This is a genomic window from Mesorhizobium sp. WSM4935 (assembly GCF_029625735.1).
In the GTDB taxonomy this organism is placed as follows: domain Bacteria; phylum Pseudomonadota; class Alphaproteobacteria; order Rhizobiales; family Rhizobiaceae; genus Mesorhizobium.
Window position 1 is genome coordinate 1 of the sequence record NZ_JARTVR010000025.1, and the last position, 22,224, is coordinate 22,224.

General features: G+C 59.6%; 18 protein-coding genes. 3 read left to right on the forward strand and 15 right to left on the reverse strand.

The window, feature by feature from the left end; translation table 11 throughout:
- Nucleotides 1–307 precede the first annotated feature (307 nt).
- The 4 genes from P9273_RS30615 to P9273_RS30630 form a co-directional block, all read right to left on the reverse strand.
- Entirely contained in the window at nt 308–619 is a 312-nt protein-coding gene (locus P9273_RS30615) for a type II toxin-antitoxin system RelE/ParE family toxin (RefSeq protein ID WP_278052234.1), read from the reverse strand.
- Between the two features lie 2 nt (nt 620–621).
- The gene (locus P9273_RS30620; RefSeq protein ID WP_278052235.1) at nt 622–888 is read right to left on the reverse strand and encodes a type II toxin-antitoxin system ParD family antitoxin; all 267 of its coding nucleotides are present in this window, start codon (nt 886–888) and stop codon (nt 622–624) included.
- A gap of 210 nt (nt 889–1,098) precedes the next feature.
- Nucleotides 1,099–1,740, reverse strand: coding sequence for a ThuA domain-containing protein (locus tag P9273_RS30625; protein WP_278052236.1), 642 nt, complete (start codon nt 1,738–1,740; stop codon nt 1,099–1,101).
- Between the two features lie 12 nt (nt 1,741–1,752).
- Complete coding sequence (locus P9273_RS30630) at nt 1,753–2,247, reverse strand: hypothetical protein (protein WP_278052237.1); 495 nt, start codon at nt 2,245–2,247, stop codon at nt 1,753–1,755.
- 708 nt (nt 2,248–2,955) lie between these two features.
- Between P9273_RS30630 and P9273_RS30635 the strand changes: the two genes are divergently transcribed.
- Both P9273_RS30635 and P9273_RS30640 read left to right on the forward strand, forming a co-directional pair.
- Nucleotides 2,956–3,714: a LuxR C-terminal-related transcriptional regulator gene (locus tag P9273_RS30635; RefSeq protein WP_442920275.1), complete on the forward strand. Its 759-nt coding sequence runs from the start codon at nt 2,956–2,958 to the stop codon at nt 3,712–3,714.
- 249 nt (nt 3,715–3,963) lie between these two features.
- Nucleotides 3,964–5,388 carry a glutamate-1-semialdehyde 2,1-aminomutase gene (locus P9273_RS30640; protein ID WP_278052241.1) on the forward strand — a complete coding sequence of 475 codons (1,425 nt, stop codon included), beginning with the start codon at nt 3,964–3,966 and terminating at the stop codon, nt 5,386–5,388.
- Nucleotides 5,389–5,966: 578 nt separating this feature from the next.
- Here the strand turns inward: P9273_RS30640 and P9273_RS30645 are convergent.
- From P9273_RS30645 to P9273_RS30655, 3 genes are read right to left on the reverse strand one after another with little or no spacing between them, the layout of a single operon-like run.
- Entirely contained in the window at nt 5,967–6,620 is a 654-nt protein-coding gene (locus P9273_RS30645; protein WP_278052243.1) for a PIG-L deacetylase family protein, read from the reverse strand.
- On the reverse strand, nt 6,617–7,432 hold the full coding sequence (locus tag P9273_RS30650) for a sugar phosphate nucleotidyltransferase (protein ID WP_278052244.1): 816 nt from the start codon (nt 7,430–7,432) through the stop codon (nt 6,617–6,619). The genes P9273_RS30645 and P9273_RS30650 overlap by 4 nt, the downstream gene beginning before the upstream one ends.
- Nucleotides 7,429–8,724, reverse strand: a complete 1,296-nt coding sequence (locus P9273_RS30655; protein ID WP_278052245.1) for a class I SAM-dependent methyltransferase — start codon at nt 8,722–8,724, stop codon at nt 7,429–7,431. The genes P9273_RS30650 and P9273_RS30655 overlap by 4 nt, the downstream gene beginning before the upstream one ends.
- Nucleotides 8,725–9,056: 332 nt before the next feature.
- Here P9273_RS30655 and rfbC point away from each other — a divergent pair, with 332 nt between their 5' ends.
- Nucleotides 9,057–9,599 carry a dTDP-4-dehydrorhamnose 3,5-epimerase gene (gene rfbC / locus P9273_RS30660; protein WP_278052246.1) on the forward strand — a complete coding sequence of 181 codons (543 nt, stop codon included), beginning with the start codon at nt 9,057–9,059 and terminating at the stop codon, nt 9,597–9,599.
- A 39-nt stretch (nt 9,600–9,638) separates the two neighbouring features.
- Here rfbC and P9273_RS30665 read toward each other — a convergent pair whose 3' ends face one another.
- The 8 genes from P9273_RS30665 to P9273_RS32475 form a co-directional block, all read right to left on the reverse strand.
- Entirely contained in the window at nt 9,639–10,973 is a 1,335-nt protein-coding gene (locus tag P9273_RS30665; protein ID WP_278052247.1) for a DUF4910 domain-containing protein, read from the reverse strand.
- A gap of 6 nt (nt 10,974–10,979) precedes the next feature.
- A complete protein-coding gene (locus P9273_RS30670; protein ID WP_278052282.1) occupies nt 10,980–12,041 on the reverse strand; it encodes an NAD-dependent epimerase/dehydratase family protein in 1,062 nt (353 codons plus the stop codon).
- Nucleotides 12,042–12,226: 185 nt separating this feature from the next.
- The gene (locus P9273_RS30675; protein ID WP_278052249.1) at nt 12,227–14,350 is read right to left on the reverse strand and encodes an outer membrane protein assembly factor BamB family protein; all 2,124 of its coding nucleotides are present in this window, start codon (nt 14,348–14,350) and stop codon (nt 12,227–12,229) included.
- 238 nt (nt 14,351–14,588) lie between these two features.
- On the reverse strand, nt 14,589–17,987 hold the full coding sequence (locus P9273_RS30680; protein WP_278052250.1) for a GNVR domain-containing protein: 3,399 nt from the start codon (nt 17,985–17,987) through the stop codon (nt 14,589–14,591).
- A gap of 366 nt (nt 17,988–18,353) precedes the next feature.
- Nucleotides 18,354–19,370, reverse strand: coding sequence for a glycosyltransferase family 8 protein (locus tag P9273_RS30685; protein WP_278052252.1), 1,017 nt, complete (start codon nt 19,368–19,370; stop codon nt 18,354–18,356).
- Nucleotides 19,371–19,411: 41 nt separating this feature from the next.
- A complete protein-coding gene (locus tag P9273_RS30690) occupies nt 19,412–20,392 on the reverse strand; it encodes a glycosyltransferase family 2 protein (protein WP_278052254.1) in 981 nt (326 codons plus the stop codon).
- Nucleotides 20,393–20,629: 237 nt separating this feature from the next.
- Complete coding sequence (locus P9273_RS30695; RefSeq protein ID WP_278052255.1) at nt 20,630–21,928, reverse strand: polysaccharide pyruvyl transferase family protein; 1,299 nt, start codon at nt 21,926–21,928, stop codon at nt 20,630–20,632.
- Nucleotides 21,925–22,173: a putative collagen-binding domain-containing protein gene (locus P9273_RS32475; RefSeq protein WP_442920276.1), complete on the reverse strand. Its 249-nt coding sequence runs from the start codon at nt 22,171–22,173 to the stop codon at nt 21,925–21,927. Before P9273_RS32475 ends, P9273_RS30695 begins: the two co-directional genes overlap by 4 nt.
- Nucleotides 22,174–22,224 lie beyond the last annotated feature (51 nt).

The window sequence follows — 22,224 nt, forward strand, 5'->3', positions numbered from 1 at the left end:
CAAACAGGGCACACATAGAAGCGAACTTCTCTGCCGCCAGCGGCGCACCGCCCTCGTTCGTGGGCCGTATATAGTCGTCACCCGGTCGAACTGTCAACAGCCAAGATCGCTCTTTTTTCGATTTCTCGCGGAGATATCCACGGAGGGAAAAATGATAAGCTGGCTTCGTTGAATTTTGGCCTACGATCCGTTGCCAGCCGTTCCGGCGATAGCAGCCACAACCGCTCCGCCGAGCGGATGTGTTCAACCCAGAAATCGCCTGCAGCGCTTAGCCGAATGCCGACTGCGGCGCCCGACTGAACCTCGGTTAGAGCCGTTCCTCGAGCAATTCGGGCGTGATGTTCCGGCCGGCGTAGAAGATGCCCAGAATCAGCACGCGTTCGCCATCGACGGCGAAAACGATACTGACCGCGCGGCGATAGCCGATAATCCGCAGCCCCGGCATGATCTCCACCCGTTCGGAGCCGCGCTGTGGAAATGTCGACAAGCCCAGGCAATGATCGCGGATGCCCGCGACAAAATTCCAGGCAACCGCCGGCGACGCGCGCTCGGCTATATCGTCATAGAGCTGTTCGAGTTCGGCTTCCGCTTTCGCGTGGAAGACAATCCGATACTCCATCCCTACTTGGCTTTCGCCCGCCGTGCGCGATGACGGGCCTCCAACCGGGAAAACACCGTTTCAGCGGGAATACCCTTTGCCGGATCCTGCTGGAGCTCGGCCATGCGCGACGGGATTTCCTCGCGCAGCCATCTCTCCCGCTCCGCCTCAAAATCCTCGAGCATGCGCAGGCCCGCGCGGACAACCTCGCTGGCATTGTTGTAGCGACCCGATTCGAGCTGCTTCCTGATGAAGCGCTCATAATGCTCGTTCAAAGCGTAGTTAGGCATCGGGGTCTCACAGAGAAATATGGAGCCAGGCGCGAAGCATAGCAATAGATAGCAAAAATTGACAACCTTGATTGATTCGGACGCGCTTCATTCTTTGCGATTCGGTGGAAGACTCCACTGGATCGGGCGGCAATCGAAATGTCGATCAAGCACGTCCGCGCCCGATCGAGGATCGCGGCGCGCTTCAGTCGGATGTATGTACTTGCCGCCTCAGCGCGCGGCCCACGCCAGCCCGCGGCGCAGTATGGTGCGCATCTGCGGCACCTCGAACTCCGCAGCCACATGCCCCAGTGAGGAATAGAACACCCGCCCCTTGCCGTGCCTGCGCTTCCACACCACCGGCATGACGACGCCGTCGATCCACGGCGCATATTCGCCGGAGAAGGTGGTCGTCGCCAGCACTTCGTTCGACGGGTCAACATGCATGTAATATTGTTCGGAGCGGTAGGGGAAATCGTCGATGCCTCGCATGACCGGGTCGTCGCGCCGCGTCACCTTTACATTGTAGTCGATGATGTTGCCCGGATGCGCGACCCATTGCCCGCCGCACATGAATTGATAGTCGGGCGATTCGCGAAACGCGTCGCCCATGCCTCCATGATAGCCACCAAGGCCGACGCCGTTTTCGACCGCTTTCGTCAGGTTGGCTTCTTCCGCCTTGGTTAGCTTGGACATCGTGTAGATCGGCACGATAAGGCTAAGTTCGGCGATCGCCGGGTCGGCGAAGACCGCGGTCGTGTTCTCGACACGCACGGCAAAGCCTTCTTCCTCGAGCATCGCCTTGACGACACGAGCGCCGGCTTCGGGCTCGTGGCCCTCCCAGCCGCCCCATACGATCAGCGCCTGCCGCATCTTGCACTCCTCTTACGTCAGCGCCGCGGCCGAATGTATGGCTCGCGGGCGCCGAGCGACCATCGCTGCAAAGCTCCGCCGAGTCGAGTTGGAAAGAAGACAGGATTTGCTTTTTGTCCCGCGGGGGTGGCTTTGCCTCGTTGCGGGCCCCTGATGCAGGTTAAAATCGCCGGCTCTCGCAGCAAACACAAAGAGCCCGCGCGAGGCGGGCTCTTTGTGTTTGGTTGAGGGGACCCGCAACCCCTTTGTCATAACAGCGTCAGGTTTTTGATTTTGGTCGGGTTTGGCGAATTCGAGGATGCCTGACAACTCGCCGCGTAGTTCGGCATGGACCTCACCGCGCTTGTCGCCGGGCGTGAGGACGATCTCTCCGATCAACGAGGGTAGCGCCTCGGCTGCCGGCCGTCCATCCTCGTGATCATCGAGCGCTTGCGTGAGTTGCTCGACCCGCTTGCGGTAGAGAGTGGCGATGTTGGGATGCAGATCGGGCACGTCAGTGGGCGCCAACGCCACACGCCTGGTGATCTCCGCCTTCTGCCTCTCCAAGTCTTCATCAGCGCCAATAAGAGCCCGATGACCTCTTCCATGCTCAGTCTGCCGAGAGCACGACATTCGAACTTGACTGCAACAGACCTGACGACGTGTTCGCCGCCCGTAGGCAATAGGGGAGCCACTGCGCGGTAATGACACCTCCTATCCTGTCCGCGGACAGGATGCGCAAGCGTTCAGCAGACGCAAGTATCCCCGACGTTCGATCTGGCAACACAGGCCGTCAACGAAGTTTGTGGAGGTAACATGTGCCGTTGTCAGAAGATGCAAGCGAATCTACTTCCGCCTAAAGGGGAAGCGCTCCACATACTACGGCAGATCCACCAGATAGCGCTCGAACCCAAAGCTCGGGGCGTCGGATATCAGGATCGTGCCATGGAGATGCTTCCTATCCGTGCGGCGGATCGCAGCGAGGCTCCGGTCTTTTCGATGGCCCAAAAATTTACTGAAAATTAACTTAGATTAGAGACTGCTTATAAACAGACCATAAACTGACAAAGTTGTTCTGGGTGGGGGCAGCAGAAAAACTGATCAAGGCTCCAAACTGGGTGATCCAGCTTGAGGCCTTTATCGGGTTGGGAATCAAACTTTCACGTTCCAAAGATTGAGGGAGGCTTTGGTTAGCCGCCGCAAGGCGAGCTGTGTTGTGGAAAGGGCGGTGCTAGTATGAGTTCTACAGTAGGATCGCAAAACTACACTTCGACAAATCAGTTGGGGATCCCCTTGAGGGGGATGGAGAATGTCCACGAGCAAGCAGGCAGGCAATGCCTCCTTATCCTGGATGGAAGGGCCCTTGATCGCGAATGTCTCGGATCGGCCCTTGAGGATCACGAACTCGGAATGGCGGTTGTCGCGATGGGTTCGATCGAAGAATGGCACGTGAAGAAGGCATCGGCCCCTCCTCTCGCCGCCATACTCTTCAACGTTGGCGGCCGGAAGGTCACCGATCATGACATCGCGGACGAGATCAGGCATATTTCGTCCGAATTCAAGTCGGTCCCTGTTGTTATCCTGGCCGACACCGAGGACCTTGCACAGATACTGGCGGCTCTCGAATGCGGCGCACGCGGCTATATTCCGACCTCGGTCGCGATCGACGTTTGCGTCGAGGCGATCAACCTTGCCGCGGCAGGAGGCATCTTCGTCCCGGCGAGCAGTGTCCTGTCCATGCGGCACCTGATTGATTCAGGCAACTGCGACACGCGGCCTCTGACGGGCATGTTCACGCTCAGGCAGGCTGAGGTCGCCCAGGCGCTCCGGCGTGGCAAGGCGAACAAGATCATCGCCTACGAACTTAACCTGCGCGAAAGCACCGTGAAGGTCCATATTCGAAACATCATGAAGAAGCTGAAAGCGACCAACCGCACGGAAGTTGCCTACAAGGTCAACGACCTCTTCGCGGACGGAGCTGTGACTGAAGAGTGATCGCAAGCGGCAAGACGGCCCCTGGTGAATCCAGCGGGCCGTTTTTTGTTTTCTGTGGATCATTTGTTGGGAGCCGCCCGAGATCGGCGGCGATAATCTTGGTCTAACCGTCCCTGAAAAGCTCTTGCATCGCGCAAAGCTAGGCTCGTGCCCGCCCGCTATCCCCCAAAGTGCTAACCGATGACCTTATGGAGAACGCGAAATCCTGAGCCGAGCATGTAGACTTCGTGCCGGAACGGAGTGGTCGGCATGTCTGAGCAAAGCCTTCGTTTTCGCAAATCCATCCGCCTGCAGGAACGCGGCCGCGAGCTAATCCCGGGCGGCAGCCATACATACGCAAAAGGCGAGGACCAGTATCCCGTCCTGGCGCCGGGCTTCATCGAGCGTGGTTTGGGATGCCATGTCTGGGACGTCGACGGGAACGAGTACATCGAATACGGCATGGGCAACCGTTCGGTCGGGCTGGGGCATGCCTACCCGACCGTGCTCAGAGCGGTGGAGGCGGCCCTCCACGGCGGCTCCAATTTCACGCGGCCCGCCAAAATCGAGGTCGGCTGCGCCGAGACGTTCTTGGAGCTCATCGGCGCTGAGATGGTGAAGTTCTGCAAGGACGGATCGGACGCGACTTCGGGAGCGGTCCGCCTTGCCCGCGCCTACACGGGCCGCGATCTCGTTGCTTGCTGCGCCGACCACCCTTTCTTTTCGACCGACGATTGGTTCATCGGGACAACGCCGATGAATGCCGGAATTCCAGAGGCGACCCGAAACCTGACCGTCACTTTCCGATACAACGACATCGCTTCCGTAAGGGACCTGTTCGACAGATACCCCGGCAAGCTGGCCGCCCTGATCCTCGAGCCTTCCCGCGGCGACGATCCGAAGGACGGTTTCCTGCATCAAGTCCAGGGTCTTTGTCGGGAAAAGGGCGCGCTGCTCATTCTCGACGAGATGATCACCGGGTTCAGGTGGCATGCGGCCGGGGCGCAGAGGCTCTATGGCATCGAACCGGACCTGTCGGCATTCGGCAAGGCGCTTGGGAACGGCTTTTCGGTCTCCGCCCTCGCGGGCAAACGCGAATACATGCGGCTCGGCGGCCTTGAGCATACGGACCGCCCAAGGGTGTTTCTGCTGTCCACCACGCACGGCGCGGAGACCCATGCGCTTGCGGCGGCGATCGCGACCATGCGGACTTACCAGAGCGAGCCGGTCGTCGAACACCTGTATCGTCAGGGAACGAAATTAAGGGAAGGGATCGAAGAGGCCGCCAAACGGCGTGGCGTGGATGGTCACTTCAAGGTCGTCGGCCGTGCCTGCTGCCTGGCCTATGCCACGCTCGACCCCAACGGTAAACCGTCGCAGGCATATCGCTCCCTATTTCTGCAGGAAACGATCAGGCGTGGGGTGCTCCTGCCGTCTCTCGTCGTCAGCTTCACCCACGACGACGCGGCCCTCATGAAGACCATAGAGGCCGTCGATGATGCATTAGCAGTGTATGCGCGGGCCCTCGAGTCGGGGACGAGCCGTTTTCTGGTAGGCCGTCCCTCCCAGGTCGTCTTCCGCCGCTTCAACAATGGCGACGAACGAGTTGAAACAGTTACGGACCCAGAGAATTCTCAAACCGCGAACAATACGACCAAGAGGCAACTGGAAACACGCCTCGCGGCGACATCTTGACGCGTGAACGCTGCCTTCTCGCTCGTCTGAGGATCAGGATCTCACTCAGTTGCCGTCGCGCAATGTAAGGCGCACCTGACAACGCATCACTGCCACTCGGGCCGGAAAGCGCGGGCCAGCTTGTCCCCTCGGATGGGCCTATCGATCCGCCGCAACGGGAACGGGCCGCGGGAAGGTGTGTCTCCCCACCCATATGACGGCTTCCTCAATCGTGTCGAAATTCTTGTGCTGTCCGGTTAGCAGCCCGAACCCTGTCTCAAGGAACCATTTGCCTTTCGTGGAGTACGCCTCCTCGTCGATCTGGGTAAGGACGGCAACCAGATGGTTGGATTTCCACACCAAAAACCCGGATTCTCCGCCCTCGATCGTTCCGATCCGAACCTTGCTGAGCGAAAATCCAGGAGCAAGTTTCCTCACCTTGATCACATTCCCCTGAGAGCGTATCGCAAAAGGCCCTAGCTTGCACAGTCGCGTCCGCGCGGCCTTTTTAAGTCTGTCCGCCGAGTGCGATTGGCGAGTTTACTAGCAGATCTCAAGCGAGTTCAAAGCCCTTTCACTTTATGATCCACCGCTCTTTTTTACAAAATTGTGGCCTTCCGGAGCGTGAAGGCCTCTGCGAAATGGTCGGCAGCGCGGCATTCCATTCCGCGCAATCTCGCAAGCCCAACGAATGTCTCGCGATCGAACCAATCCTTGGAGCGCTGCGTCCCGAAGTGCTCGTGGAGGAGTTCGATCTTGCGTTCCAACACGTCGGCCGTGAGCGGCACGTAGGCATTGGGCTGGCCAAGGTCGCCATCCCATTTTGGGATCTCATATTCGAGCACAAGATGGTCGCGGAACACGCTCCAGGTCAGTTGATTGACCTCCCTATGGTCCTGATGGGCGTCAAACCTTGCGTGGGTTAACACTACGTCGGGATGAACCCGTGATCTCACATCTAGCAGCCACTGCTTTATCGATCGGCTATGGGCGGGGAAGTAGCTGTCTTCGAAATCCGCAATATCGACCCTGGACGAGCGCGATCCTTCGAGGAAAGCCGCGGCCGAAGCCCTGGCTTCCGCCGACCGTTGGCCGTCCGCGCTCAGCACGCACCAGTGCACGTCCAGTTTCATCCCCGACGCGATCAGGCCGAGTATGGTGCCTCCCGCGCCGATCTCTATGTCGTCCGAATGGGCGCCAAGGCAGAGGATCGACAGTTCCTCCCCGCGACGAGCGAGGCCAAGCCCCTTCATGATGCGGCCAAGACCCTGTTGCGCCTGTTCTTCTCGGCGGTGATCTTCCTGTTCCAGGGCATGTCGCCCTTTTCGACCATGTCTTCGAGCGACTGCCAATCACGCAGCGTATCCATCGAACGCCAGAATCCCTCGTGCTTATATGCCATGAGCATATTGTCGTCGATCAGGCGCCTGAAGGGCTCAAGTACGAGTTCCTCGCCGTCGCGCATATAGTCGAAAATTTCGGTACGGAATACGAAGTAGCCGCCATTGATCCATATCTCGGCGGTGTCGGTCGTGCGGAACTCGCGCACGCGCCCATCTTCCGCGATGTCGGCCAAATGGTACGTCAGGGGCGCGCGCACGGCGAGGAAACAGCCGATCTTGCCGCTGGCCTCGAACTTCGCAATCACGTCGTCAAGGTCGACATTGGTCAGGCCGTCGGAGTAGTTGGCCAGGAACATCTTCTCGTTCCTGACATGATCCCTGGCGGCCCACAGGCGCTCTCCGATGTTGCGCCAGATGCCGGTGTCGAGCAGGGTAATGCTCCAGTCCTTGACCGTGTCACCGAGCAGTTGCACCTCCTGGCCACCCCGAGAGACCACGCAGTCGGAAAAGGTCTGCGGCCGAGTGTTCAGGAAGAAATCCTTGATGACGTTGGCCTTGTAGCCCAGGCACAGGACGAAGTCGTCATGCCCATAATCGCTGTACCATTGCATGACGTGGCGCAGGATCGGCTGGTGGCCGAGCGGAATCATCGGCTTCGGTATGCTGTCGGAATAGTCGCGTATCCGGGTTCCGCGCCCGCCGCAGAAAAGGACGACTTTCATCTCGGTAACTCCGATGGATCAATCACTATTACGAAAGGAATCGGCACCACGAACTTCGCGCCCCAGGCGGCAACGTGGTGCAACTGCTTGATGATCTCGTCCTTCAGGTTCCACGGAAGGATCAAGATGTAGTCCGGCTTGGCTTGTTCGATCGCCGTGATAGGTTTGATCGGGATATGCATGCCCGGCGTGAAACGGCCGTGCTTGTAGGGATTGCGGTCGACCGTGAAGTCCAGGAAGTCAGTGCCGATGGCGCAGTAATTGAGCAGCGTGTTGCCCTTGCCGGGCGCGCCGTAGCCGCAGATCTTCTTGCCTTCGCTTTTGGCCGAGATCAGAAACGCCAGGAGATCGCGTTTGGCGCGTTGCGCCTTGTAACCGAAGGAGGTGTAGGTCGTCATTTCCGTCAACCCGTGTCGCTTTTCTCGGTCGAGGAGTTCGGCGACACGGTCATCGGTGACCCAGTTGCTGCCCTCGTTGGCGAGATAGACGCGGAGCGACCCGCCATGGGTGGGCAGTTCCTCGACGTCGATCAGCCGCAACTCGTGGCGGGCCGCCATCAGGTCGATCGTCAGAAGTGAGAAATATGAAAAATGCTCGTGGTAAATGGTGTCGAATTGGTTTTCGGCCATCAGCCGCTCGATGTGCGGGAACTCGAGGGTGATCACGCCCTCCGGTTTGAGCAAGATTTTCATTCCCGCGACGAAGTCGTTGAGGTCGGGCACCTGCGCCAGGACGTTGTTGCCAATAATAAGATCGGCGAGCAGTCCCTCGGCCACCATCTGACGCGCCAGCCGCACCCCGAAGAAGTCGACCCGTGTAGGCACGCCCTTCTCGACCGCCGCGCGCGCGACATTGGCTGCCGGCTCGACACCGAGCACCGGAATGCCGAGCGGCAGGAAGTGCTGCAGCAGGTAACCGTCATTGCTTGCGAGTTCCACCGCAAAGCTGTCGGCGCAAAGTCCAAGTCGCTTCGTAATCGCTTCGCAAAAGGCTTTCGCGTGGGCCACCCAGCTTGTCGAGAAAGAAGAGAAGTAGGCGTATTCGCCGAAGATAGTCTCGGGGCTCACATACTCCTTGAGCTGGGCCAAATAGCAGCTCTCGCAGACTAGGACGTTGAGCGGATAGTAGAGTTCCATCTGGTCAAGTTGGTCGGCCTGCAGGAAGCTCTCGCAAGGCGGCGACATGCCAAGGTCGACCAGTGTGTGGCGCAGGCGCGATCCGCAGAGCCTGCAACCGACATTCCGGCGTGCCGTATTAGGGTCGGGAACAATTTCGGCAGCCTGAATATTCATTCCGTACTCCTGTCGCGTTGCTTCGAAAAAACGGCCGCGCTATGGCCTGAAGGCGAAACCGCCGCGCGTCCGTGGAGAGCGCTTCTGTTTCAATGCAGGTTAGAACGGGGTGCCCCCGGGTTCGATTTGCCAATCCGTTGGCCGCCTTAATTCTTATAGGGAAACGGCAGGCGTCGATGACGCCGGCGGACCGCCGAATGGGTAATGCGGTCGCCCGGCATACCGCAATCGGAGAGGCCGCCTAAGGCTTAGGTAGACCTTCCAGCCCGCACACCCGGTGCCGACAATCGGACCGCGGGTCATTGCCCGGTCACCGATGATTCAAGGGCAACATGCGGTTTACCGAAACGGAGCTGAAGGGCGTCTGGCTGATCGAACCGACGCCCGTGATTGACGACCGCGGTTCGTTCACCCGTCTCTTCTGCGAAAAAGAGATGGCCGATTGCGGGCTGGCGACGCGCTTTGTCCAGCACAGCCGGGCGCGTTCGGTCAGAAGAGGAACCCTCCGAGGGCTGCATTATCAGGAGGAGCCATACACAGAGGTGAAGCTCGTCTCCTGTGTCCGAGGCGCGATCTTCGATGTGGTCGTGGACTTGCGTCCGAACTCGCCGACACGCTTCGATTGGCTGGGCTTCGAACTGACGGCCGAAACCATGAAGCAGGTTTACATTCCGGCCGGCTTCGCCCACGGGCTCCAAACCCTGACAGACGACGTCGAGGTCTCCTACCTCATATCGCAGTTCTATACGCCCCACGCATCAACGGGTGTGCGCTACAACGACCCAGTCTTTTCGATAAACTGGCCCTTGATGCCGACCGCGATATCGGAAAGGGACATGAACTGGCCGCTATTGAAGACGCCGAAGAACTGCTAGCGCAGTTGTGACGCGGGACAGAAACGGTTCCACACTGCTCTAGCGAACCGCCTCAGGTGCGGCCTCAGCCAACAGACCATGATCCAACAGCAATCTTGCCGCGGTCGCCAGTTCCATGAACGGCAAGCCCGAGCGCTCCGCCATCGCGAGAAGCGAATGCCGGCCGTCGGCGAGATTGAGCACCCAAAGCAAGGATATCGATGTTGCCCCCGAAGACTTCTGCCCTCCCAGGGCTGCGTAGAGACCGCGCCTGCCGAGCTGCGGTTCGCCTTTGGGAGAAAGGTTCAACGGAGTCCAGTCCTCTTCTACGATGTCGATCACGTCCGTCAGGATGCGGAAGGAGTCCTCCAGGTGCTCCGGCCCGATGAAATCGAGATTATCGGCCGACGTGTGGTACTCTGGGAAAATGCCGTGGACGCCGCGCTGGAACATGCCGACCGGAAGATTGAAGCCCGGCGAACAATACTGCCTCTCATCGTAGCCGTAAGGGGAGAAGTCCGTCAGCCTAGCCCCGGCTTCCCGCCCGAGCACGTGCGCCATCGCGCGGTCGATGAAGGCGTCACCGCGGCGGCTGCGCTTGTATGTCGGGCTTGCGGCGTCGCCCACGCATGATAGCACCAGGCCGTGGTCGATGAGATGTACCCGGTCCTCGTTGCGGGACAGCCACGTAATCGAGCCGATCGTGGCGGGGGCAAACAAGAAGCGGTAGCTGTAGCGTGTTTGCCTTGTCATCAGGCTTCTTGCAAGAGTCGCCAGCAGGGCTAGGCCCGAGCAATTGTCGTTGGCCAGCGACGGATGGCAGATGTGCGCCGAGAGAAGGAATTCCCGATCCGTCCGCCCGCGGTGCAGGTATTCGCCATAAGTCAGGCTGCCGTCCTCGAGTTCGGCATCGATCTCCACCCGGTAGAAACCGTCGGGCATCCGGGCCAGCAGGTCGTGAGCCATGCAGAAACCCCAAGCCGGAGCGTAATAGGAGGTGCGATAGGGGATCACCTGCGGCTGTTCGGGCAGAGTATGGATGTGAGCTCTCAATTCGTCGAGCGGCAGGATCCCCTTGAAGGGCACGCTGTAGTTGACGACATGCAGGTTGGAGCTTGCAAAATCCACGACTGTCTGCCCGTCCGGTCCTGTGATGCTAGCCGAGCGGATATTCCATTCCCTCGGAACAGTCCAGTCGAGCACCTGCGTCCCTGTGGGCACCTCGTGCCGCTCCAAATCGACATGCCGTGACAGGATATCCAGAGTCTGTCGCACGCCGTCTCCGGTGATGCTCCTGCAAATTGGGAACAGCTGCTCGGCCAAGGCGTAAATTCCCTGGCCGACGCCAATGGAGGCCGGCGGCGGGCAGGTCGCGGCGGGGTTCACGTGCTCCATCCCCGGCTATCCTGCTGCCGCCTCCAGTGTTCTCGAGGCTTCCGCGACCCGCATACACGCATCCAGAAGTCCGTTGGCTAGAAGATGCCTGATATGGCCTATACGCTGGAAGCGCGGTCCCTCGAATTCCTCGATAGTGACATTCGACTTTCGGTAGGCCTGGTAAAGCTGCTCTGCCCCCCTGCGTGCATCCCATTGCGGCTTGAAAGCAGGAAGGGTGCGCGCAATCTTGTCGAAGTTGACGCGGTAGGATCGCTTGTCGGGTCCGGCGTCGGACGCGAATTCGAGCCGGCAGCCCGGCACGACGTCGGCGACGATTTCGGCTATGTCGCGGATCCTGTAATTGTGCTGCGTGCATCCCACATTGAAGGCTTCGTTGTGGACTGTCTCGCGTGGTGCTTCCAGTCCGGCGATGAATGCCCTCGAAATGTCCTCGATGTGGACGATCGGCCGCCAGGGTGTCCCGTCGGACTTCAGGAGGATCACCCCTTTCGTTACTGCCCAGGCGACGAGATTGTTCAGCACGATGTCGAAGCGGAGCCGAGGCGACAGGCCGTAGGCCGTGGCGGGCCGGAAATAGGTGGGCGAGAAGCTGCCGTCGGCCAGTTCGGAAATATCCCGCTCAGCGAGCACCTTGGACCACCCATAGGGCGTGACGGGGTTCAGATCGCCCGTTTCGTCGACCATCGCTTCTCCGGCCTGTCCGTAATTGCTGCACGATGATGCGAATAGGAATCGCGACACGCCGGCCTCCTTGGCGGTCTTTGCAAAGCGGGCGCTGCCCTTGTGGTTGATCTCGTAGGTGATGTCCGGATCGAGATCGGACAGCGGGTCGTTGGAAAGAGCCGCCAGGTGGATGACCGCATCGAACCCTTCGAGGTCGCGCGCATGCACGTCCCTGACGTCTTTTTGGATGGTGGGAACGAAGGCCCGCTCGCCACCCGAAGCAAAAGTACAACGCCGGTATAGATCACTGTCGTAACCCGTCACCGAATGCCCCGCGCGGAGCAGCATCGGCACCATCACCGAGCCGATGTAGCCCTGATGGCCAGTTACCATGACTTTCATAGCGCATCTCTTCGCAAGCTGGGTATTGATCGCGCAGAGCCTACTGAGGCTGAAAGGGCTGGGCGAGAACGCCAATAGGCGGTCGCAATGCCCTGTTGGACGAAGCCTGGCCGCCGATTAGTTCTTTTGGATGGTGCGCGCCTTCTCCTTTGGGGTGTTCCCTCAGGGGACCCTGCGCGGCGGTCCTACAGTCCGAAGGCAAACAGTGCCCGACCGGCTGCGATCGCTATGACCTGCCGACCGTCCACGACAAACGAGATCGGAGCTGCCCTTGTTTCTCCGCCTACCGGCATGTGCCAAAGCTCTTGTCCGGTGGCGGAGTCGAGCGCGAACAACACCCCTCCGGAGGCGCCGAAGACCAGTCCGCCCGCAGTCGCGAGCAGACCGCTGTAACCTGAGTCCTTTGCCGTGGGGGAACGGAATTCCCACCTCCTCTTGCCGGTCGCGGCATCGAGCGCACGCACGGCCGGCACGGGCGGAGTGACCCACGCTGCCCCGCTCGCAACAAACAATCCCTCCACCCCTCGTTGGACGTTGTCCGGATCGGTCTTCGTGAAAATCGAGGCCCCTTCGGTGGTCGGCACGAAGACCAGCCCTTGATCTTGGTCGAAGGCCGGATTTTGCCAGTTCGTTCCACCGCCGCCTGGCCGTATGAGGCGTCCCGCCGTCGAAGCGCCCGCGGATAAGATCGGCCGCCCCGCGTGATCCAGGCCATCGGCCCAGTTCTGCTCAACAAAGTTTACGCCGGTCAGGAATTCGCCCGTGACCCTATCGAGCACATAGTAAAATCCATTCCTGTTCGCCCAGCAGATCACCTTGCGGTTGACGCCGTTGATCGTGAGTTCGGCAAGGATAGGGGACTGATTTGAATCCCAGTCCCGCTCATCATGTGGCGAGAACTGGAAGTGCCATACGAGCTTCCCGGTACTCGCGCGCAGCGCGATTACGCTGTTGGTGTACAAATTGTCGCCGGGGCGTACGTCGCCATTGTAGTCAGGACTCGGATTGCCTACGCCCCAGTATAAGAGATCAAGGGAAGGGTCGTAGCTACCCGTCACCCATGTTGGACCGCCGCCGGTTCGCCAGGCGTCGTTCTTCCACGTCTCGTGCCCCGGCTCGCCAGGACCAGGGATGGTATTGAATTTCCACAGTTGCTTGCCGCTCGCGGAATCATAAGCCGCCAGAAATCCGCGAATGCCGAACTCGCCGCCGGCAACGCCGACGACGACGGCATTGTTCGCGATCAGAGGTGCCCCGGTCATTGTGAAACCTTCGGAGGCCTTGGCTACCTCGGTTTCCCAGATCTCCTTCCCGTGGTTGGCGTCCACAGCGACCAGGACGCCATCCAAGGTGCCCAGAAAAAGTACGTTGCCGAGAACGGCAAGGCCTCTGTTTACCCGGCCACAGCACATGGGCAGGTTATCGGGTAAAGGCCGTTCGTACTTCCAGATCACCTTGCCCGATTTTGTGTTGTAGGCAACGATGCTGGCGGGAGGAACGCTGGTGAAGAGCGTTCCGCCTACGACGAGCGGTGTGGCCTCCACAAGCCGGTCGTCGGTGTCGAACTGGCTAATCCAGCGGGCACGAAGCCGGGACACATTTTCCTTGGTGATTTCGGAAAGCGGTGAATAGCGCCAACCGTCCAACGAACCCGAATAGGTCAACCATTGGCCCGAATTCGGAGCAAGCAGATCATCGCCCTTCACGTTGACATCAAGGTGAAACGCGATTTCGTCGCTCGTGGCCGAAGTTTTGGCCTGAAGCGATCTGATATAAGCCACAACCCTCCAACGGTCGTCGAACGACAGATCAGCGTGGGGCGCCATGGACGTGGCGGGAATACCGTCGCGCACGACCTTGTAAATGGCCAGGTCGCTGTCGCCGTGTCTGAGTGGCCGATCGAGAAGCGGAGCGTGTGCCCCCGATCCATCGTGGCAGGCCGCGCAGTTCCTTTGAAATATTTCGGCGCCGCTGGCCCGATCCTCCGCACTGACAAAAGGATTGCTAACTGCGGCATCTAGGGAGCGCCCTTCCGTGACCGTTGTCGTCAAAACGAACCCGCTCGAAGGGTTCGTCATCTGGAGAAGCTCGCGCCAGGACAGGTCTGGAACTCCCCCTAATGCCTTGCGCGTATAGAGCTGTAATCTCCAGGTCAATGAGTGCCAGATTTTTGTACTCTTCGCCCCATCCGCCGGCTGAGGCAGTTTGTTGTAAAATACAACGCCGCCTATCAAGGCGACAAAAACAAAGGTCGCTACAGCAAAGATAATTCGTAACTTCGACCTTCTTCGATCGATTGAGCGTGCCATCCCATTAATCGACATTTTGCGCGCTTTTCGTGTATTTCTTATGAGATTTATCCAAACGAGTGCGAAGCAGTCACATCGACACCCCCATTCCAGCGACCGCCGAGAGGATCCAAGGGCAAACTCCCGTGCTGTCGTCCCGATACGGTGGCCGGCGCCTGCTGCTTGTCACGGCACTCTCTCAGCAAGCGGGCTTTGTTCGCAAGAACGGCAAAAGGAGTACCCGCACCAGGGCTTAACCCTAAGCCGTACGAATGGGGTTCCTAGCCGCATTGCCGATTCGTGCAATCAAGAGTGGCAGCCTGCTGAGGAAAGGCCGGCTTGCCGAGGGTAATCCGTAGGCAGCCAGATGCTTTCGCGATCGTGTCGGAGCCCCGGTGATCAATACGCCGGTTATCGGCGCCCTGCTCGCATGGAGCGACCGGACGAGTTCCTTCAGCACGTCCGTGGAGGTTCTGCCCCATCTGGCGACCAGGATGACGCCATCGAGAACCGAGCTGGCCGCCAATTTGGATCCCGAAGTGAATGACGGAAGAACTATGATGACAATATCGTACGATTCCAATCCTTCAAGGACGGTGCGCATCGTCTCCGGAACAAGCAGTTCAGTGGCGTCGGAGGACGAGCATAGAAGCATGTCGAACTGCCGGTTCGGCACAGCTACTATGTTTGACGCGACAAGGCCCGCTGCCCGCTCGCGAGGGGCAGGCGATACCGCCAGCAGCAGCTTGGCCAGCTCCGGGTGGGCGACGTCCGCGTCGACGAGCAACACCCGCTGCCCGCACATCGAATAGAGCGAAGCGAGGTTGATTGCCGCCGAGCATTTGTCATCGCCAGCCGACGTTGAGGTAATGCCGATCCATTTCATCAGACGGTCGGTATCAGCGAGGCCGATCGCGGTCTTGACCCGCCTGAGGCTATGGCTGAATGGCGAGTATGGAGCGCTTGTCACCTCTTCCATCGGACCGCTGTGCCCTTTCCGGCCGAACGGCGGCAGCTCGCCAACGCATTCCAGCCCGAGCTCCTCGCGGACTTGCCGCGGCGAACGAATGGTCTTGTCGAACATGCTGCGGATGAAGGCCAGGCCCACTCCGACCATCATGCCCAAGAGAGCGCCGAAAACTACTACCAGTTCGCGCCGCGGATAGCTGGCCGATAGTGGTCGCGAGGCGGGTGTGATGACCCGCAGGTCGGCAATCGGAAACGTCTCCTGGTTGAGCGAGCTTGTATGGGCCTGCAAGAAGTCGCGGTACATCTTGCGGTAAATGTCCGCGGTGAGATCGAGTTCTTGGAGCGTGTGCTCCTGGGTCTCCCCGCCCGAACCCCGCGTATTGGGCCCGCTGCCTTCGGCCGGCGCAACGCTCGCCGGTCTGGCGACGCTGTAGTCGTGCCGGGCGCGGAATTCCTGAGCGATCCGCGTCGCATTGTTCATTTGGCTCCGCAACTCCCCCAGACGCTGGTCGAGCCATACGCCATCCTTATGCGCCACCGCTCCCTTGGTCCCCAGTTGCTCGAGCACGAGGGCATTCGCGGTGGCGTTGGCTATCCTGGCGGACAGTTCGGGATCACGGGAGCTGAAAGAGATTTCGATCGCGTAAGAGCCACCCACCCGACGCATGTCCAGTCCGCTCTGAAAAGCCTGCATCGTACGGCGGCTGCGCTCAAATTCCGCAACCTCGGATTTTGTGCTGTCACCGCCGTCCCAAGCCGGTTTTCTTTTGCCTTTGGACGCGACGGCATCTTCACCTGTTCGGAAGCCTAGCGTTTGCAGGACGAGCGCGCCGAATTGGTCAAATCGTTCGGCCAAGGTAAGACTTTGCGGCTGATTGAACGTCGCGTCGTCCCGCAGGTTGAGGCGGTCTATAACCATCATAGCCGTCTTTTCCGACCTCATGAGAGCGATCCGACTTTCGATCTGCGCCCTATCCAGGGACGGGTTTCCTTCGCCCGACTGCTGCTGGAGGAGCTTGGAAAGGTTCGGCTCGATAAGAATTTGGGTGCTCGCCCTGTAGATTCGGTCAGTGGTGACGACATAGAAGCCCGCGGCAAGGATGCCCACGGCCAAGCAACCTACGATGGAGCGCGTGTACAGCCTCAGGAAGCATGTAATGTCCGACAGGCTGATGAATTCGCGGTCGATGGGATCCTCCCAGTTGGACGCCGGCCACTGCACGGATGTCGTCCCGCGCCTGGCGGCAGCTGGGTCGTCGATCAATTCTGGGGATTTCTGGTATCCGTGCGACTGCCGCGCGAAGACATGCCTGTTCCTGCGGGCGCTGACCCTGGTGGCGACGACGACGGCAAGAGCGACGAAGAAAACGATGCCCGGGTCCGCGGTCCCGCCCGAAATGGACGCGGCAACCATGCCAGCCAAGGCGCATGCCCGGACGGAGGAGACCACCGCTTCGGTTTCGCCATCAACGTAAGACCTCAATCCTCCAAGCCCGCGGATCACCACGGCCAGAAGCGTCGCCATCATCAGACTGCCGACTAAACCGAGTTGCGAGATCACGGCAATCGGCCAACTGGAAGCGCGCGAGCTGCCGAACCCGACGCCCAGGCCACTGGTGTCGGCAAAGGACTGGAGGCTCTTGATATTCCAGTAAGCCCGTTCATGGCCGGAGTCTGTGCTGCCCTTGTTGATGACGGTCGAGTCGATGAGCTCAATTACCGGATCGAGGATTCGTTCGTTGTAGAGGATGATTGCCATTACCGCGCAGACCCCGGCCGTTAGCAGGGTGACGATCAGGATTTCGTCAGCAGTGACGCGACCGGCCAGAAATGAACGAGCAAGGGAAAAAGCAACGGGAACGCTCAGCACGGCCAAGCCGACATAGGCTGTCGACGACGTACAAAGAAGCAGCAGGACCAGCAGTATCCCAGACAGCCAGCGGGCCAGCCGGGAGCCTGTCTTGCGCCAGTAGACATAGCAGAACGACAAGCACGCCAGGGAGACGGCGCCGAAGGCCGACGCTTCGGAATAGGCTCCGGCAATGCGGAAGAAGCCAGCCTGGACCTGGTCTGTGAGCATCGCGTAGCTGGCAGTCCGGATCACCTGCAGAAGGTCCCCCGTTCCCGCGACCTTGCCCACCACATCGAGCATTCCCATGGTGACGTGGAGTACGCACCAGATGAAGAAACCTCGACGGATCTCGTCCATCCTGTTCTTGTTCAGGAGCAGGATACAGAGGGCGATGACGATGAGGCCGCCAAGAATGAAATATCCGGTTTGCGAGATGTTGGACGAGACCGGCTCGAGTGAGGCCTCTATGACGACACCGTGGCGCGTCTTGGACTGGACGAAAGCGCTGGTCTGTCCTGCAAACAGACGCGGGAAAAGCCACGCGCCGGCCACGGCATAAAACATGAGGCCAGAGAGCACCCAGATGGCCCGGATCTTGCCGAACACATTGCCAAGGTCCTGCCAGATCCGCCTCCTGGCGGCGACCCCCGTCAACATGAGGGCGCCGAAGAAGGTATAGATTAGCGGCGACGACCCGCCCAGCGAACTGAGCATCATCAAGGCTGTCGAACCGAAAGCCAGCGATGCGATAAGGCCTACGATCAAAGGCGCCCGGTAATAAATCGCCGTCAGCAGAACTGCGGCGCAGACGATCAAACCGACAGGCGAGAGCTCCATCTGTCGTCAGGCCCGCCCGAGCCGGCCGCAGCCCTGCGTTTTCTTCATACGGCTGGTTCCCGGCGCATCCACGCGCATGTCAATTTCCAGGCTGGCTATCCGCAGCAATGTCCTGATCCGGACGCGGTTGGCGATGCCTGACTTTCGGGAAACGATGCCTGACCGGCAAGCGAAGCAATGGGAGTAGAAGACGGCGACAAGGTTGAGCACACTATCCGTTTGCCGTATTGCCCTACCTCCGTCAGCCTATTCATCGGCTCTTGCGATCAGCAAGGGAGCCGCCTCAATGCGTCGGCGGCATCCACCTTGACCCATCGCTGCGCGAACGTCCTGTCGAGGCGCGGTCCATTCGGCCTCCCGCCTCAATCACTGCGAAAGCAAGGACAGTATCTTCCGCCTGCGTGTGTATCTCCGCCAAGGGTACAACCACTTCATGCGAAATCTGCTGCGCTCCCTGTGGGAGAGACCCGCGGCTATCTGCGCCTTTGGGGGGACCGGAAGCGTGACATCGCAGTTTCGCAGCCGCAACTCTGCCTGGCGATAGAATTTGTTGAAATACTCACCCCAGGGCCAGTCGGAGACGTCCCAGGGTTTGGGCGCGCCGACGAAGTGCCAGATCGTCGGTTTGATACCTAGTTCGCGGGGGTCCAACGCCATCATATATTCGCTCTGATAGTTGTAGCGAAGAGGCAGAAAGTCGACGTTTCCCCGGGCGGCGTGATTAAGGGCGCTTTGATCGGACGCGACGCAGCGTTCCGGATGCTCACGCAGAAACCCGATAGCCGACGATGCGATTGAATTCCATGCGTTTTTCGAGGCGTATATTACGCCGGAATTGAAATATGCAGTCGGTTTACATCCCAAACCTCTAAGATGGTCTATGTCTCTTCGCTTAGACCAACTTAGCTCGTCAATGTATATTCTCATGAAATCGGGCACCGCCATTAGACCGTATTCGGGCGGCGAAATTGCCAATAGGCTGTCAAGCTCGTCGTCCACCATGGTGTCGCCGTCGATATACAGAAAACGTCCGATATCCTCTTCCAACAGTGAACCGATCCATAACCGCGCCAGCGCGATTGGGGGAACGACGTCGCGATGAAATCGGGAGAGTTCTGCCAGTTGCGGGATGTTAGCCGCGCTGATTGAAATCTTCGTCCCGCAAACAGCCGCGGCGAATTGCTGCAACCATGCCTGTTCCGCATTGACGACGAACAGACAGATAGGTGTGCCGCTTCCGGTATGGGTGTCGGCGGATAATGCCGTTGCAAAAGTCGGAAGAAAATAGTTCTGGTCGGTGATCAGAACTACTGCTGCCTTCCCGGTGGTTTTCGGGCTCCGGTTTTGTTCGGCAATCGGCGAAGTTATGGTTAGAGCCGACATCTGGTATCCGATCGATGCTTTGCAAAACGCTGAAAATACGGCTAAGGGCGCGTGCTCCCGAGAACCTCTAAAATGACCTGTCTTGCCCGTTTGAGGGAGCCGTCCGTTCTGAACAGATGACCGATGGGCGGTAAAAGCATGGAGCCGGGATCCAGCCTCCGGCCGAACTTTAAAAGTTCGGCACCGGCCGTGCGCTTGCCCCGCATCAGATGCGATACTGCCGACCAATAGGCAGCCCCCGCCAAATGGCGCCGAACCGTGCGATGAAGCGTTGAGGCGTTGGGCATGGCGCCGCCCTCGTGAGCAAAGAAGCTCCTCAAGACAGTTTCATATTCCTGCAATCTGCGGAGCGCGTCGTGCCACATGACCTGAGAGATGTTGGTCGTGTGCTCGCGTGTTATCGCCAGCGGCACGGACAGCTCCGCAACCGATCCGTGGCGGGCCAGGCGCAGCGCCATCTCCAGGTCGTCGAGAAGCGGCACGGACGGCCGATAATGGCCGACCGTTTTTTGTATGGATGTCCGCACTAGCATTGCATGGGCAGTCAGGTTGAATTTCATCTTCCGGCAGCACGTCTCGATCAAGCGATCCCCATCCGTCAGGGTCCAGCCGTCGGCGTGCGCAGGCAGGGCAGGAAAGTCGTTCCCTACCCATGGCGCGATGTGCTTGCCCAGCACGAACGATACCTCCTGGAAACGGTCGAGGAGCGTCATCCCGAGGCGAAGGGCTCCCGGCATAAGCAAATCATCGGCACAGAGGATCATGAAGTAATCGGCACGGGCCAAATCCACGCCTTCATTGAACGAGGCGTGGGAACCGACATTCACCTGATGGCAAATGACCTCGATCCTGTCATCCGTCGCCGCCAGCCGGTGGGCCACCTCGACGCTGTTGTCGGTGGAGGCGTTGTCGATGATGACGATCCTGACATCCTCGACCCCCTCGACAAGAACGCTTTGAACACATTGCGGCAGGAAGTGCGCGTAATTGTAGCAAGGGATGACAATGTCGACGCTGGCCATCAATCAGAACTCCGATGGATGCGGATCGCCAAGCTCGCCGACACTCTCTTGGGCTTCTTCAGCATTGTTCCATCGATGATGCTGTTCGCACGAGTGAGACCGCAACAGGCTAGCATTTCGACGTCATCCTTGACCTTCAGACGATGGATGTAGCCCTACTCCTGGTCCGCAACTTTCGGATGAATACCGGTTACGCATTGCCTGGAGACGCCGTGGGGGCGATCGACACCATGCGCTTCAACCGATCACGCTGGAAAGAAGGCAGGCGCCTTGCCTATCGACCTGCTTCCTGAACTCGACCAGCCGCCCGCCGATTGTCTGTTCGTGTTTATCCCTGGCCGCCCTCAGCTGCGAAAACTGCGAGATCAGCGTTTCGACAGTGAAAGTCTCGACATGGTGGCAGTACTCGCCCAGGCCCATTTCTTCCATCAGCACATCGTTCTTCTTCGCGTAACTCAGCGAGATGGTCGGCCTGCGCATCATCAATGCGCAGACGATGTTGTGGAAGCGCGTGGCGACGACGATGTCGGTAAGCGCCATCTGCCCCATGACGTCTCCCAGCGAATGGACCTGTTCGTGCTCCAGTCTTGAGCCGGGCCGAAGGTCGTTCACGGCCGCCCGGAGCGCGTCGACGGCGACGCTGTCTTCTTCGTCACCTATTAGAAGCCGGACGTCATGGCCGCTGTCGAGGAGGTGGACGACGAAATGCGTCAGTTTGCCGATGTACCCGGAAAGGATCGACTGGCCGCCCTCGGCAAAGCCGTACCAGCCGCGGTATGCCATGACGCCGACACCCACCCTCAGCGGCTCCGGCCGTATCTGGGGAGACGGAATTGGCGCGGGCAGGCTGAAGGCGAGGTCTGGATAGACCGCGTCTCCACGGGTGTCGAAGCCGACACTTTCCATAAATTCCCTGGATTGCAGATCGCGGTAGGACCGGTACTGAGCCAGACGGGCCGCCGACGTCATAAAAAAGCGGCTTAGTCTGTTCCTGATCGGGCCGGCCCCGATGCTGACAAAGGCAATGCGCGTCCCGACGAGGCGAGCGGCGAGGCACCATTTGAAGATGTCGTACGGCATGCCTGCCGGCCTTTCCCCGAAATCGTCCAGGATTCCGGTGCCCGGGAAGATTATCACGTCAGACTTGCGGATGCGGCGGACGGTCTGCGTGAAATCGGCAAGTTTTCCGGGGATTTTCAGGAGGAGGCGGTTAATACTTCCGGACAGGCCCGTCGCCGGGCCATTCCGGCGAATCGGCGAAGTCTCGATCGCGAATGTCTGTTTGACCACGTCGGGTTCGCCGCAGACACATGACAGTTCCGCCTCGGGTCTCTCTCTCCTCAGAAACCCGACCATGGCTTCGAGCGAACCTTCATTGCCGAAATTGCCCGAGCCGAAGAGCCCGAACAACGTTATTCTTCGAGGCGTTCGGCGCACCCCGGTGCGGTGGCCGCTTGGCTGATGGGGTGCTGCTGCGATTGCGCCGGCGCTCGCCAGGCTGTCAAAGCTGTCAGCAGCGTCGTTCCTGGCGGTCATTGGCTTTGTACCGGTTGCGAACGGAGTTCCAGTATCCAATCGGCGTGATCACCTTTCGGCGGCGCGAAATACCGGACATTCGTGGCAAACGGTGATCCGGGAGCCGCCTCGCCCGCTCCCGAGGACGGATCGACCCAGCGAGCCGAGACCTGCGGCCCGGCGAGCTTCGCAAGGTCGAGGGTGATGCCTCTCCCGTTGGGAAGGTAAATGGGTGCGAACGATCCATCCATGGTCCGCGCGGACATTGTCCGGGCGCGGTAGCTGCCCTGTCCTGCGATGAGAAAGTCGTTTCCCCT

Excerpts from the sequence above, each read along its gene's own strand:
- P9273_RS30650 (WP_278052244.1), bottom strand. The coding sequence starts at position 7,432 with ATGAAAGTCGTCCTTTTCTGCGGCGGGCGCGGAACCCGGATACGCGAC.
- P9273_RS30620 (WP_278052235.1), bottom strand. The coding sequence starts at position 888 with ATGCCTAACTACGCTTTGAACGAGCATTATGAGCGCTTCATCAGGAAG.
- P9273_RS30625 (WP_278052236.1), bottom strand. The coding sequence starts at position 1,740 with ATGCGGCAGGCGCTGATCGTATGGGGCGGCTGGGAGGGCCACGAGCCC.
- P9273_RS30635 (WP_442920275.1), top strand. The coding sequence starts at position 2,956 with ATGAGTTCTACAGTAGGATCGCAAAACTACACTTCGACAAATCAGTTG.
- P9273_RS30615 (WP_278052234.1), bottom strand. The coding sequence starts at position 619 with ATGGAGTATCGGATTGTCTTCCACGCGAAAGCGGAAGCCGAACTCGAA.
- P9273_RS30645 (WP_278052243.1), bottom strand. The coding sequence starts at position 6,620 with ATGAAGGGGCTTGGCCTCGCTCGTCGCGGGGAGGAACTGTCGATCCTC.
- P9273_RS30655 (WP_278052245.1), bottom strand. The coding sequence starts at position 8,724 with ATGAATATTCAGGCTGCCGAAATTGTTCCCGACCCTAATACGGCACGC.
- P9273_RS30695 (WP_278052255.1), bottom strand. The coding sequence starts at position 21,928 with ATGACCGCCAGGAACGACGCTGCTGACAGCTTTGACAGCCTGGCGAGC.
- P9273_RS30685 (WP_278052252.1), bottom strand. The coding sequence starts at position 19,370 with ATGTCGGCTCTAACCATAACTTCGCCGATTGCCGAACAAAACCGGAGC.
- P9273_RS30665 (WP_278052247.1), bottom strand. The coding sequence starts at position 10,973 with ATGGAGCACGTGAACCCCGCCGCGACCTGCCCGCCGCCGGCCTCCATT.
- P9273_RS32475 (WP_442920276.1), bottom strand. The coding sequence starts at position 22,173 with ATGTCCGCGCGGACCATGGATGGATCGTTCGCACCCATTTACCTTCCC.
- P9273_RS30675 (WP_278052249.1), bottom strand. The coding sequence starts at position 14,350 with ATGGCACGCTCAATCGATCGAAGAAGGTCGAAGTTACGAATTATCTTT.
- P9273_RS30670 (WP_278052282.1), bottom strand. The coding sequence starts at position 12,041 with ATGAAAGTCATGGTAACTGGCCATCAGGGCTACATCGGCTCGGTGATG.
- rfbC (WP_278052246.1), top strand. The coding sequence starts at position 9,057 with ATGCGGTTTACCGAAACGGAGCTGAAGGGCGTCTGGCTGATCGAACCG.
- P9273_RS30640 (WP_278052241.1), top strand. The coding sequence starts at position 3,964 with ATGTCTGAGCAAAGCCTTCGTTTTCGCAAATCCATCCGCCTGCAGGAA.
- P9273_RS30680 (WP_278052250.1), bottom strand. The coding sequence starts at position 17,987 with ATGGAGCTCTCGCCTGTCGGTTTGATCGTCTGCGCCGCAGTTCTGCTG.
- P9273_RS30690 (WP_278052254.1), bottom strand. The coding sequence starts at position 20,392 with ATGGCCAGCGTCGACATTGTCATCCCTTGCTACAATTACGCGCACTTC.